This window comes from Neisseria sp. HMSC067H09 (assembly GCF_001814135.1).
Lineage (GTDB): Bacteria > Pseudomonadota > Gammaproteobacteria > Burkholderiales > Neisseriaceae > Neisseria.
On sequence record NZ_KV814878.1, the window covers coordinates 1 to 12,712 of the forward strand.

Below are 12,712 nucleotides of genomic sequence, written 5' to 3' on the forward strand. Positions count from 1 at the left end.
TCGGTTGTCGGGGGAAAAGGAATTTTGCAAAGGTTTCTGCCTGTTTCTTGCTTTATTGCGGTGTATTGTCTTCTGTCGTTACGTTTGCCTCGGTAGTGTTTTCTTCATCTGAAGCTGACGCGTCTTCCGGCTCTTCCGCTACCCGCTCGAGGCTGACCAGTTGTTCGCCTTCGTCCAGATTAATCAGGCGAACGCCTGCTGCGGCGCGGCCGGTTTCGCGGATTTGTTCGACTTTGGTGCGGATGAGGACGCCGCCGCTGGTAATCAACATCAGGTCGTCGGTTTCGCTAACCAAGGTTGCGGCGACCAAATCGCCGTTGCGCTCGCCGGTGTTGATGGCGATATTGCCTTGTCTGCCTTTGTTTTTACGGCTGTAATCGGCAATCGGAGTGCGTTTGCCGTAGCCGTTGGCGGTGGCGGTCAGCACTTGCAAATCGCTTTGCGCGGCTTCGGGGGCGAAGGTAATCAGGCTGACGATTTTGCCGTCGGCAGGCAGGCGCATACCGCGTAAGCCGCCGCTGCCGCGACCAGACGGACGCACACCGTGTTTGCCGCTTGGCAGGGCATTTTCGTTGTCGACGGTTTCGTCTTCGAGGTCGTCTGAAATCTCGGTTTCGATGTCGGCATCTTCCGCTTCGTCGTTACCGGATTTTTCCCAGTATTCGTTGAAGCGGATGGCTTTACCCAAGTTGGAGAACAGCATGATGTCGTCCGAGCCGCCGGTTTGCGCGGCGCCGACGAGGTAGTCGCCTTCTTTGAGCGCGATGGCTTTGATGCCTTGGCTGCGGACGTTTTTAAAGGCTGAAAGCTGGACTTTTTTCACCATGCCTTGTGCGGTGGCGAAGAAGACGTATTGGTCTTCAGGAAATTCGCGCACAGCGAGGATGGCACTGACTTTTTCGCCTTCTTCCAACTGGATGACGTTGTTAATCGGACGCCCGCGGCTGTTGCGTCCGCCTTCGGGCAGTTTGTAAACCTTAATCCAGTGGCACTTGCCGAGGTTGGTGAAACACATCAAATAGTCATGCGTGTTCGCAACGAACAAGGTCTCGATGAAGTCTTCGTCTTTGGTGGCCGCAGCCTGTTTGCCGCGCCCGCCGCGACGCTGCGCCTGATAGTCGGTGGTCGGCTGGGTTTTGATATAGCCGCCGTGGGTCAGGGTAACGACCATTTCGCGTTGCGGAATCAGGTCTTCATCGGCAATGTCGCCGCCGAACGGGTTGATTTCGCTGCGGCGTTCGTCGCCGAAATTGGTTTTGGTTTCTTCCAATTCTTCGCGGATGATTTGGGTGATGCGTTCCGGTTTCGCCAAAATGTCCAAATAGTCGATGATTTTTGCCATGATGGTTTTGTAGTCACCGACAATTTCTTCTTGGTCGAGGCCGGTCAGGTTGCGCAGGCTCATGCGCAGGATGGCGTCGGCCTGAATTTCGCTCAGATAATAGCCTTGTTCCTGCAAGCCGAGGTTGGCGGGCAGACCTTCGGGGCGCGCCATGCGCAGGTCGAGGTCGGTACGGCTCAACATGTCTTCCACCAAACCGCTGCGCCATGCGCGGGACAGCAGTTTTTCTTTGGCTTCAGGTGCGTCGGCAGATTCTTTAATCAATCGAATCATCTCGTCGATATTGGACAGGGCGACGGCTTTACCTTCGGCGATATGGCCTTCATGACGCGCTTTTTTCAGGCGGAACAGGGTGCGGCGGGTAACGACTTCGCGACGGTGGCGCAGAAATTCCGCCAAAATCTGTTTCAGGTTCAACAGGCGCGGCTGACCGTCAACCAAAGCGACCATATTGATGCCGAAGCTGTCTTGAAGCTGGGTGAGTTTGTAGAGCTGGTTTAAAACGACTTCGGCGTTTTCATTGCGTTTCAATTCGATAACGACGCGCATACCGGATTTGTCGGATTCGTCGCGCAGGTCGGATACGCCTTCCAACGTTTTTTCGCGCACCAGTTCGCCGATTTTTTCCACCAGCTTGGCTTTGTTCACCTGATACGGAATTTCGTCGATGATGATGGCTTCGCGTTCGCCGTTTTTGCCTATGGGTTCGATATGGGTTTTACCGCGCATGACGACGCGGCCGCGGCCGGTTTTATAGCCTTCGCGCACGCCGCTCAAGCCGTAGATGGTTGCGCCGGTCGGGAAATCGGGGGCTTGCAGGATGTTGATCAATTCGTCGATTTCGGTTTCGGGTTCGTCTAAAAGACGCAGACAGGCGTTGATGGTGTCGGTGAGGTTGTGCGGCGGGATGTTGGTCGCCATACCGACGGCGATACCAGACGAGCCGTTGACCAACAGCGCGGGAAAGCGGGTCGGCAACACCAGCGGTTCGTGTTCGCTGCCGTCGTAGTTCGGACCGAAATTGACGGTTTCTTCTTCGATGTCCGCCAGCATTTCGTGGGCGATTTTCGCCATGCGGATTTCGGTATAACGCATGGCCGCGGCGCCGTCGCCGTCAACCGAACCGAAGTTGCCCTGACCGTCGATTAAGACGTAGCGCATCGAGAAATCCTGCGCCATGCGCACGATGGTGTCGTAAACCGCGGAATCGCCGTGCGGATGGTATTTACCGATGACGTCGCCGACGATACGCGCCGATTTTTTGTAGGCGGCGTTCCAGTTGTTTTTCAGCTCGTGCATGGCGTAAAGCACGCGGCGGTGCACCGGCTTCAAACCGTCGCGCACATCGGGCAGCGCGCGGCCGACAATCACGCTCATGGCGTAATCGAGATAGCTTTTGCGCATTTCGTCTTCAAGGCTGACGGGCAGGGTTTCGAGTGCGAATTTATGGTCGTTGCGGATAGTTGCGTCGGTCATGGTTTTCTTTATTTCGTATGGCAAAAATAGATGAGAATTTTAGCATAAAAACGGCTTGGACAGGGCGTTATGCGGGGCAATGCGGCAAATCCGGGCAACTTGCAGAACGATGGTTGTAAAAATAGATAAAAGGTCGTCTGAAACTTTTCAGACGACCTTTTATCTTGAACCGCAGCTAATGCTTAAGCGCGTTTGCGGAATTCGCCGGTACGGGTATCGATTTCGACTTTGTCGCCGTTTTCGATGTAAGACATCACTTGGATTTCAGTGCCGCCGACCAGACGCGCAGTTTTCATCACTTTGCCGGAAGTATCGCCTTTAACGGCAGGCTCAGTGTATTCAACTTCGCGTACGATGATGGTAGGCAGTTCGACAGAAATGGGGTTGCCTTCGTAGAAGGTCACTTCGCATTGGTCTTCCATGCCGTCAACGATGAATTTCAACGCGTCGCCGATGTTGTCGGCTTCGATTTCGTATTGGTTGAATTCTTCGTCCATGAAGACGTACATAGGGTCGGCAAAGTAGCTGTAAGTACAGTTTTTGCGGGACAGGATGACGACGTCGAATTTGTCGTCGGCTTTGTAAATGGTTTCGGAAGCGGCACCGGTCAGCAGGTTTTTCAGTTTCATGCTGACTTTGGCGGAAGAGCGGCCGCCCTTGATGTATTCGGTTTTTTGAACGACCATAGGATCGTTGCCGACCATGAATACGTTGCCGGCGCGCAGTTCTTGTGCTGTTTTCATGTATTGTCCAATCAAATCGGTTGTAAATAAACGCGCTATTTTAGCGTATTTTTTTAAGCTTTGAAATAAAGGCGGCGAGTTTTTCGGGGGCGGAAGGCTGCTCGAAAAGATAACGGCTCCAGTCCTCCGCACCTTGCCGCCAGTCGTTTTGGTGTTGTTGCAGGATTTGCCAACATTCAAGGCGCTGCGTGGCGGATAATGCCTCTCCGCCGTTGAGGTCGTCTGAAAGGCGGCGGTGTGCCGAGGCGGTTTCGGGCGTGTAGAAGCCGTGTGCCTTATCCCAAAAGGCGTGGAGTTTGTCGAGATGGACATTCTCGTCTTGCGGGTAGATGTGCCAAAAGAAGGGTTTGCCGGCAAGCTGGGCGCGGACGAAACTGTCTTCGCCGCGTATCACGGCGCAGTCGGCGAGGTGCAGCAGTTTGTCGAAATCCTGTTGCGGCACGAAAGGGATTTTGACGAGGCGGACTGAGGTCGTCTGAAAAACATCGCCGTCGTTCTGCAGGGCATCTTGCGGAATAACGCCGCTTTGCTTGAGGCTGTCAATAATTTGCGTACCCGCCAGCAACAGGGTCAACTCGCTGCCTGCCTGTTGCCACATGTCCAGCCATTTTGCCCAAATATCGCTCCGGTAGCCGAAAAGCAGCCATTCGGGCGCGTTTTTTTCGGGCAACATCAGCCGCTCTCGCAAGGCTTCGGTATCGAAACGGACGGCATCGCGGTAATCGCGTTCGCGTATCAACCCGCCGCTTTTTTCGCTGAAACCCATAAACCAAAAATATTTTTGAACACCCTCCTGCGGCGAAGGCATCAGATGCAGCCTTTCATTGCTTTCCTCCGCGCTCAAATACTCCCAATTCAGCCAAAGCGGCTTGTGTTGGCGGATGATGTGCAACACATTTTCAGGCAGATCACAGGCGAAAGTTTCGATGACAATATCGGGAACAGGCGCATTATTAATATCCGCCACTTCAGCATGCCAAGTGCGGACATGAATATCCTGATGAACGCAGGGAACGTCGGGCAAATCGGGACAAAGCGCACGCAAGGCGGACACATCGTCCGTCCACAAATGCACCTGCCAACCAAGTTCACGGTGCAAAACACGGGCAAGCCGCAAGGAAACGCCGATGTCGCCGAAATTGTCGATAACGTTGCAAAAAATCCAACAAACAGGGAAAGCGTGTGTATTCATAAAAGACTCGAGGTCGTCTGAAATCGGTTTCAGACGACCTTTTCAAAACTAAAACGCGCCGAAATAGTGGAACAAATACACAATCAGCAAAACGATTGGAATAAACAGCAGCATGGTTTGACGTTTCAAATCAAACTCTTGCTTAAGATGATGCTTGATGGTGTCGAAAAGGACGAATTTGAACAGAAATGTCGCTTCGCAGGCAAGGATGATGCCGTTGATTAAGTGTTGCGCCGCGTCTTCAGGCGGATTGACGGCGAAAACGGCAAGCGTCGCCAAGGGTATCAGGCAGACGGCAAGCCAGCGGATGATAAGCAGTTTGGACATGGTGTGTAATCAGTTCAAAATAATTGGAAGAGGGCGGTTATTTATGTCTGATTTCCCAACACTGATGGATTTTCTTGTTGCGGAAATCGTCGGGAACGGATTGTTTGGAAATGTCTTTGACGGCGTATTGTTCCGATACCGAATCGTCCAAGACGAAGCTGCGCAAGTTGTTGGAGAAGTACAAAAGGCCGTCTGAAGCGAGCAGGTTCATCGCGCCGGCTATGAGTTTTGAGTGGTCGCGCTGGATGTCGAGGATGTCGAGCATCTTTTTGCTGTTGGAGAAGCTGGGCGGATCCATAACGATAAGGTCGAACTGTTTGCCTTCGGCGGCGGCGTTTTGCAGGTATTGGAACACGTCGGCGCGGACGATTTTGTGTTGTTCGGGGCTGATGCCGTTGAGTTCGAAATTGCGTTTCGCCCAATCGAGATAAGTGTTGGACAAATCGACGGTTTCACTGGACGCTGCGCCGCCGGTGGCTACATAGACGGTGAAGCTGCCGGTGTAGGAAAACAGGTTGAGGAAGCGTTTGCCCGCTGCGGTTTCGCCGACTTTTTTGCGCGTGTTGCGGTGGTCGAGAAAGAGGCCGGTATCGAGGTATTTGTCGAGGTTGACCCAAAACTTGCGGCCGTTTTCGGTGATGACGAAATCGTCGCCGGTTTTGCCGGTTTTCTCGTATTGCTGCAAGCCTTTTTGGCGTTCGCGGCGTTTGAGGTGGATTTGTTCGGGCGCAAAACCGGTAACGAAGGCGACGGCTTCCAATACTTCGGCAAGCCACGCTTCGTATTCTTCGGGCTGCATCAGCCAGCCGGTATCGTATTCCTGAAGGTGGATTTGGTCGCCGTAAACATCGACGGCGAAGGGGAATTGGGGGATGTCGCGGTCGTAAATGCGCCAGGCTTCGATGCCGTTGCGTTTCGCCCATTTCATGAGGTGTTTGATGTTTTTGCCCATGCGGTTGGCGAAGGGTGTGATGTCGGTCATGGTTTCAGACGGCCTGAATGAGGATTAGGAAGGGTTTGAATTTTAACGCAGTTGATGCCTTTTTGCTTGACCGTTGTCTATAAAATCTATATTATCCGCCGTTCGCCTTTTTATACGAAGCCATCGTCTTCCAACCTAAACCGCCGTTTCGGGCGCGTTTCTTTTATTGCTTGCTGATTTGCCAAGCCTTTCTGTGCAGGTTGTCGTCGATGTTAACCACAAGCAAGATGCTTGCGACAACCCTGTAACTTCACATTTCCCGTATCGTTACTTTCCTTTGCTTCAGGTCGTCTGAAAACCGTTCAGGCGTGCGCGTTGTTGTCTCTTTAGGATAGCCATGTCTATTAAATTTGCCGATTTGAACCTTGATAAAAACATCTTGTCCGCCGTGCGCAGCGAGGGTTACGAAAGCCCAACGCCGATTCAGGCGCAAGCCATTCCGTTTGCTTTGGAAGGCCGCGACATCATGGCTTCGGCGCAAACCGGCTCCGGCAAAACCGCCGCCTTCCTGCTGCCGACGTTGCAGCGGCTGACCAAACGCAGCGAAAAACCGGGCAAAGGTCCGCGCGCGTTGGTGTTGACGCCGACCCGCGAATTGGCGGCGCAAGTCGAGAAAAACGCGCTGGCGTACGCCAAAAATATGCGTTGGTTCCGCACCGTCAGCATCGTCGGCGGCGCATCTTTCGGCTACCAAACCCGCGCCTTGAGCAAACCGGTTGACCTGATTGTCGCCACGCCGGGCCGTCTGATGGACTTGATGCAAAGCGGCAAAGTCGATTTCGCCCGCTTGGAAGTGCTGATTTTGGACGAAGCCGACCGTATGTTGGACATGGGTTTTATCGACGACATTGAAACCATCGTCGAAGCGACTCCGACCGACCGTCAGACTTTGTTATTCTCCGCCACTTGGGACGGCGCGGTCGGCAAACTCGCGCGCAAACTGACTAAAAACCCTGAAATCATCGAAGTCGAGCGCGTGGACGACCAAGGCAAAATCGAAGAGCAGCTGCTGTACTGCGACGATATGCGCCACAAAAACCGCCTGCTCGACCACATTCTGCGCGACGCCAACATCGACCAATGCGTGATTTTCACGTCCACCAAAGCCATGACTGAAGTCATCGCCGACGATTTGTACGAAAAAGGTTTCGCCGCCAACTGCCTGCACGGCGACATGCCGCAAGGCTGGCGTAACCGCACGCTGATGGATTTGCGCAAAGGCCGCTGCAAAATTTTGGTTGCCACCGACGTTGCCGCACGCGGTATCGACGTGCCGACCATTACCCACGTCATCAACTACGACCTGCCGAAACAGGCGGAAGACTACGTTCACCGCATCGGCCGTACCGGACGGGCAGGGCGCACGGGTATTGCGATTACCTTCGCCGAAGTGAACGAATACGTCAAAGTACACAAAATCGAAAAATACATCGGCCGTAAATTGCCCGAGCTGACCGTCGAAGGCATGGAGCCGACCCGCAAGCGCAAATCCGCAGGCGGCAAGCCGAAAGGCAAAGGTGGCTGGGGCGATAGAAAATCCGGCGGCTGGCGCGGCGATAAGAAACCTGGCAAAGAAGGCTTCGGCGGCAAATCGCGCGGCGAAGGTTTCAAAAAAGAAGGATTTAAGAAAGGCGGCGAAGGCTTCAAAGGCAAACGTAAAGCCAACGATTCTTTCGGCTCGAAACCAAGCCGTCCAGCGAAAAGAGGCTGATGCTAAAGCCAAATCAATAGCGGGTATAGTGGATTAAATTTAAATCAGGACAAGGCGAGGCAACGCCGTACTGGTTTAAAGTTAATCCACTATATGAAGAAACTTTGATACCGCGTTGCCTAACAAAAAGGTCGTCTGAAATCGATTTTCAGACGACCTTTTTATTATGATGAGACGAAGGAGAGTTTGAGACAGATGGGTTCAATACGCCATAAATTTATACCGGCTCATGCGCCCATTGAGGAAGCGTGGTTTTCTGTTTGCAAAATGCAAATAACCGCTGTCCGCTGAATTTCTCAAACATCAGCTCCACACCGCTTTGCAAGCGCAAAATCAGTGCGGAAGGTGTATCTATTTTGATAAAGTCGATGCGGTGCTGTACCAGTTTTGCAATAGTCGAATACAAATCAAGCTTGTCTGCATGATTGAAGAACCAGGGATTAAGACTTAACCAGCGTCCTCCGTTTAATGGCTCTCCGGGTTGGAAATCAGCACGGATTTGAGTAAGGCGGTCGTCTGAAAAATGCAGTTCAATATTGCCATAAAGCCAGATATTCCATCCCTTTTTCACTAAAAGCCCTTTAGGAACGCATTCGGGAGCGGGGAACATTTGTAAAATCATTTCTGCAGTTTGTCCGATTTCCAGATAATCAAATCGGCCTGTGGTCAGAAAGTCAAACATATCGACAGAAATCGGAAAGTGGTAACGCATGGCAAGCTTCAGACGAGGTAGGAAGAATGGCGTTATATTAGTTCAAAAGTCAAATGCAATCAATTCTTATTTCTATTTTTAGTTGATTTCACTATTTGAGGACATTTCATTTTTTGTACAATTTAAAATTAAGATACTCTCATTAATACCGTCATTTCCGCATAGGTAGGAATATGAAAGTTTGAAGTAGCAGCAAACTCTGAATATTTTTATATGGTGGATTAAATTTAAATCAGGACAAGGCGACAAAGCCGCAGACAGTACAGATAGTACGGCAAGGCGAGGCAACGCCGTACTGGTTTAAAGTTAATCCACTATAAAACCAAGTTGTTTTCGCGGGGAAAGTCCAAGCTACAGATAAAAGAAGGTCGTCTGAAATTTTTCAGACGACCTTTTATTCCCATCAGGGCAATTAACGGCTGCGTTCGATAAAACGGTAATAGGTTTCGCCGTCTTGGACGTAACCCAATTCCACACGGGCAATTTCAGAAATCGCTTCTTGACCGTTCGCCAAATCATCGACTTCCGCAGCAAGGAACTGGTTGCGCAAAGTGAGCGTCTGGTTTTTCTCCTCCTGCACGGAAAGTTGTTCCTGCAATTCTTCCGTATGCCCGATACTGCCTTTTCCGAACCAAAGGCTGTATTGGCAGTAAGCGAGTGCGATGGATAAAACAACAGTTACCCACTTCATACATCAATACCTTTTCTTATTTGCCCAGTTGATAGAATGCGGCTTTGCCGGGGTAGTAGGCAGCTTCTGCCAATTCTTCCTCGATGCGCAGCAGTTGGTTGTATTTCGCCATGCGGTCGGAGCGGCTCAATGAACCGGTTTTGATCTGCATACAGTTGGTAGCGACTGCCAAGTCGGCGATGGTACTGTCTTCGGTTTCGCCGGAACGGTGGCTCATTACGCTGGCGTAACGGCTGCGTTTTGCCAAGTCAACCGCTTGCAAGGTTTCGCTCAAAGTACCGATTTGGTTGACTTTGACCAGCAATGCGTTTGCCACGCCTTTTTCGATGCCTTGGGCAAGGATTTTCGGATTGGTTACGAACAAGTCGTCGCCGACCAGTTGTACTTTGCTGCCGAGTTTTTCGGTAAGGAGTTTCCAGCCTTCCCAGTCGTTTTCATCCATACCGTCTTCGATGGAGATAATCGGGAATTCGTTAACCAGGCCTTCAAGGTATTCGGCAAATTCTGCGCTGGTGTAAGAACGGCCTTCGGCTTCCAAGTGGTATTTGCCGTCTTTGTAGAACTCGCTGGATGCGCAGTCCAAAGCAAACAATACGTCATCGCCCGCTTTGTAGCCGGCGGCCTCGGTTGCTTCAACCATCAGTTGCAAAGCTTCTTTGTGGCTGTTCAGGTTAGGTGCGAAACCGCCTTCATCGCCGACAGTAGTCGGGAAACCTTTACCGTCGCACAGTTTTTTCAGCGCGTGGAAAATTTCGGCACCGCAGCGCAGGGCTTCGCGGAAAGATTTCGCGCCGACAGGCATAATCATAAATTCTTGAATGTTCAAGCTGTTATTGGCATGTTCGCCACCGTTGATAACGTTCATCATCGGAACAGGCAAAGCCATAGGACCGGCACCGCCTAAGTAACGGTAAAGCGGCAGGCCTGAATCTTCGGCAGCTGCGCGGGCAACAGCCATAGAAACCGCCAAAGTAGCGTTCGCACCCAAATTGCCTTTGTTTTCAGTGCCGTCCAGCTCGATCATGATTTTGTCGATGTAGGATTGTTCGTTAGCGTCGATACCGATCAGGGCTTGGGCAATTTGGTTGTTGACGTGTTCGACTGCTTTCAATACGCCTTTACCCAAGTAACGGGATTTGTCGCCGTCGCGAAGTTCCAAAGCCTCTTTTTGACCGGTAGACGCACCGCTCGGTACGGCGGCACGGCCCATTACGCCGGACTCCAGCAATACATCGCATTCTACGGTGGGGTTGCCGCGTGAATCCAAAATCTCGCGGGCAAAAATATCAACGATTGCGCTCATGAATATTCTCCAAATGAGGATGAAAAAAGAAAAGTAGCTTTGTTACATTTCAGGCGACCTGTAAGTGTCGCTGAAAGCACATCAACGGCGATTATACCGATGGTGGTATTGGAATTACGATGAAACCGACTTTAAGTTTGTTTCACGTCAACATCGGTTTTGCACAAAAAATAATATCTGCTCAAGCAGCCTCGCATTTTAACAGTTTTTGAGGTTTCAGGGCAGGGGAGCTTGCTGAGAATGCTTTGTTTTAGGCAGGAAGGTCGTCTGAAAAACGATTCGAATGAGCATTTAACCAACCGATAATATTCAATATCTTTTCGAATTTTGAGATAAATGAGGATTTTTTAAGGGCTTGGAGAACAGTATTGTCTAATCTGTGATAGCCGCTGATTTCAATAATGCGAACCATATTTGAGTGATTATTTAAAGCCCTTACGCCGAGAATGGCTTGTCCTTTCTCTCCATTTTCTAGGAAATAAACAGGATATTTGGGAACAGGTATATTGGCAACTTTGTTGAAAAAGCAAAATCGGTATCAAAATTTCCGGGCATTTATCATCGTGTAAAAAAATAACAAAGCCCTTGCAAAATTTTGTCAAGGTTGGCATTTAAATGCTATAATGCCGTGCATCTTGCACAAACTGAAAGACTGAGCATCATGCGTATCGTAGAAAAAGCCTATACTTTCGACGATGTTTTGTTGGTTCCTGCACATTCAACCGTGCTGCCACGAGACGTTAAACTTCAAACCAAGCTCACCCGCGAAATCACGCTCAACCTCCCCTTACTTTCCGCCGCAATGGACACCGTTACCGAAGCACGCCTCGCCATTTCCATGGCGCAAGAAGGCGGTATCGGCATTATCCATAAAAACATGACGCCCGAAATGCAGGCGCGTGCCGTTTCCAAAGTGAAACGCCATGAGAGCGGCGTAGTTAAAGACCCGGTAACGGTTGCCCCGACGACGCCCATCCGCGAAGTATTGGAAATGCGCGCGCAACGCAAACGCAAAATGTCCGGTCTGCCCGTCGTTGAAAACGGCAAAGTGGTCGGCATCGTTACCAACCGCGACCTGCGTTTTGAAAACCGCCTCGACCTGCCCGTTTCCGCCATCATGACCCCGCGCGAACGCTTGGTTACCGTCCCTGAAGGCACAAGCATCGACGAAGCTCGCGAACTGATGCACGAACATAAAGTCGAGCGCGTTTTGGTCTTGAACGAAAAAGACGAGCTTAAAGGCTTGATTACCGTAAAAGATATTTTGAAAACCACCGAGTTTCCAAATGCCAACAAAGACTCCGAAGGCCGTTTGCGCGTAGGCGCGGCAGTCGGTACCGGCGGAGACACCGAAGAGCGTGTAAAAGCCTTGGTCGGAGCGGGAGTCGACGTCATCGTCGTCGATACTGCACACGGCCATAGCCAAGGCGTTATCGAGCGCGTGAAATGGGTAAAAGAAACCTATCCGCACATCCAAGTCATCGGCGGCAATATCGCAACCGCCAAAGCCGCTTTAGATTTGGTCGCAGCAGGAGCAGACGCCGTCAAAGTCGGTATCGGTCCGGGTTCGATTTGTACCACCCGTATCGTTGCAGGCGTAGGCGTGCCGCAACTGACCGCCATTCACAATGTTGCCGAAGCCCTCAAAGGTACCGGCGTTCCGCTGATTGCCGACGGCGGCATCCGCTTTTCAGGTGACATCGCCAAAGCTCTGGCAGCAGGCGCATACAGCGTCATGCTTGGCGGTATGTTTGCCGGTACGGAAGAAGCACCGGGCGAAATCGAACTCTACCAAGGCCGCTCGTACAAATCCTACCGAGGCATGGGTTCTCTGGGGGCAATGAGCCAAGGTTCCGCCGACCGCTACTTCCAAGATAAAACCGACAGCACCGACAAATACGTCCCCGAAGGCATTGAAGGCCGCGTTCCCTACAAAGGTCCGATTGTGAACATCATTCACCAACTGACCGGCGGCCTGCGTTCCAGCATGGGCTATTTGGGCTGCGCCAATATCGCAGAAATGCACGAAAAAGCGGAATTTGTAGAAATTACCTCCGCCGGTATGAGCGAATCCCACGTTCACGATGTTCAAATTACCAAAGAAGCGCCGAACTATCACCGCTAAGGTAAAGTGAAAAAAGGTCGTCTGAAAGTTTCAGACGACCTTTTTCTATTGTTTGAATAATGCCCTAAAAATCAGATTGAGACCTTTGCAAAATTCCCCAAAATCCCC

General features: G+C 51.3%; 10 protein-coding genes. 2 read left to right on the plus strand and 8 right to left on the minus strand.

Annotated elements, in window-relative coordinates; translation table 11 throughout:
• Positions 1–52: 52 nt before the first annotated feature.
• The 5 genes from gyrA to HMPREF2954_RS03215 form a co-directional block, all read right to left on the minus strand.
• Positions 53–2,818 carry a DNA gyrase subunit A gene (gene gyrA, locus HMPREF2954_RS03195; RefSeq protein ID WP_045072219.1) on the minus strand — a complete coding sequence of 922 codons (2,766 nt, stop codon included), beginning with the start codon at positions 2,816–2,818 and terminating at the stop codon, positions 53–55.
• A gap of 182 nt (positions 2,819–3,000) precedes the next feature.
• The gene (gene efp, locus HMPREF2954_RS03200) at positions 3,001–3,561 is read right to left on the minus strand and encodes an elongation factor P (protein ID WP_002219406.1); all 561 of its coding nucleotides are present in this window, start codon (positions 3,559–3,561) and stop codon (positions 3,001–3,003) included.
• Positions 3,562–3,601: 40 nt separating this feature from the next.
• Positions 3,602–4,753, minus strand: a complete 1,152-nt coding sequence (earP, locus tag HMPREF2954_RS03205; protein ID WP_039862899.1) for an elongation factor P maturation arginine rhamnosyltransferase EarP — start codon at positions 4,751–4,753, stop codon at positions 3,602–3,604.
• 48 nt (positions 4,754–4,801) lie between these two features.
• Positions 4,802–5,080, minus strand: a complete 279-nt coding sequence (locus HMPREF2954_RS03210; protein WP_045072222.1) for a hypothetical protein — start codon at positions 5,078–5,080, stop codon at positions 4,802–4,804.
• Positions 5,081–5,117: 37 nt separating this feature from the next.
• Positions 5,118–6,062 (minus strand): class I SAM-dependent methyltransferase, encoded by a 945-nt coding sequence (locus tag HMPREF2954_RS03215; protein ID WP_045072223.1) that lies wholly within the window; start codon positions 6,060–6,062, stop codon positions 5,118–5,120.
• Positions 6,063–6,399: 337 nt separating this feature from the next.
• On the opposite strand from HMPREF2954_RS03215, the gene HMPREF2954_RS03220 reads away from it, so the two are divergent.
• The gene (locus HMPREF2954_RS03220; protein ID WP_045072226.1) at positions 6,400–7,773 is read left to right on the plus strand and encodes a DEAD/DEAH box helicase; all 1,374 of its coding nucleotides are present in this window, start codon (positions 6,400–6,402) and stop codon (positions 7,771–7,773) included.
• A 217-nt stretch (positions 7,774–7,990) separates the two neighbouring features.
• Here the strand turns inward: HMPREF2954_RS03220 and HMPREF2954_RS03225 are convergent, their stop codons facing one another.
• The 3 genes from HMPREF2954_RS03225 to eno form a co-directional block, all read right to left on the minus strand.
• Positions 7,991–8,485 carry a hypothetical protein gene (locus HMPREF2954_RS03225; protein WP_003743239.1) on the minus strand — a complete coding sequence of 165 codons (495 nt, stop codon included), beginning with the start codon at positions 8,483–8,485 and terminating at the stop codon, positions 7,991–7,993.
• Positions 8,486–8,897: 412 nt separating this feature from the next.
• A complete protein-coding gene (gene ftsB / locus HMPREF2954_RS03230; RefSeq protein ID WP_003743241.1) occupies positions 8,898–9,176 on the minus strand; it encodes a cell division protein FtsB in 279 nt (92 codons plus the stop codon).
• Positions 9,177–9,192: 16 nt separating this feature from the next.
• Positions 9,193–10,479 carry a phosphopyruvate hydratase gene (eno, locus tag HMPREF2954_RS03235; RefSeq protein ID WP_016687921.1) on the minus strand — a complete coding sequence of 429 codons (1,287 nt, stop codon included), beginning with the start codon at positions 10,477–10,479 and terminating at the stop codon, positions 9,193–9,195.
• Between the two features lie 661 nt (positions 10,480–11,140).
• Between eno and guaB the strand changes: the two genes are divergently transcribed.
• Entirely contained in the window at positions 11,141–12,604 is a 1,464-nt protein-coding gene (guaB, locus tag HMPREF2954_RS03240) for an IMP dehydrogenase (RefSeq protein WP_045072367.1), read from the plus strand.
• Positions 12,605–12,712 lie beyond the last annotated feature (108 nt).

What these genes read in the sequence shown, in the direction of transcription:
- gyrA (WP_045072219.1), bottom strand. Translation starts at nt 2,818, where the DNA reads ATGACCGACGCAACTATCCGCAACGACCATAAATTCGCACTCGAAACC.
- efp (WP_002219406.1), bottom strand. Translation starts at nt 3,561, where the DNA reads ATGAAAACAGCACAAGAACTGCGCGCCGGCAACGTATTCATGGTCGGC.
- earP (WP_039862899.1), bottom strand. Translation starts at nt 4,753, where the DNA reads ATGAATACACACGCTTTCCCTGTTTGTTGGATTTTTTGCAACGTTATC.
- HMPREF2954_RS03210 (WP_045072222.1), bottom strand. Translation starts at nt 5,080, where the DNA reads ATGTCCAAACTGCTTATCATCCGCTGGCTTGCCGTCTGCCTGATACCC.
- HMPREF2954_RS03215 (WP_045072223.1), bottom strand. Translation starts at nt 6,062, where the DNA reads ATGACCGACATCACACCCTTCGCCAACCGCATGGGCAAAAACATCAAA.
- HMPREF2954_RS03220 (WP_045072226.1), top strand. Translation starts at nt 6,400, where the DNA reads ATGTCTATTAAATTTGCCGATTTGAACCTTGATAAAAACATCTTGTCC.
- HMPREF2954_RS03225 (WP_003743239.1), bottom strand. Translation starts at nt 8,485, where the DNA reads ATGCGTTACCACTTTCCGATTTCTGTCGATATGTTTGACTTTCTGACC.
- ftsB (WP_003743241.1), bottom strand. Translation starts at nt 9,176, where the DNA reads ATGAAGTGGGTAACTGTTGTTTTATCCATCGCACTCGCTTACTGCCAA.
- eno (WP_016687921.1), bottom strand. Translation starts at nt 10,479, where the DNA reads ATGAGCGCAATCGTTGATATTTTTGCCCGCGAGATTTTGGATTCACGC.
- guaB (WP_045072367.1), top strand. Translation starts at nt 11,141, where the DNA reads ATGCGTATCGTAGAAAAAGCCTATACTTTCGACGATGTTTTGTTGGTT.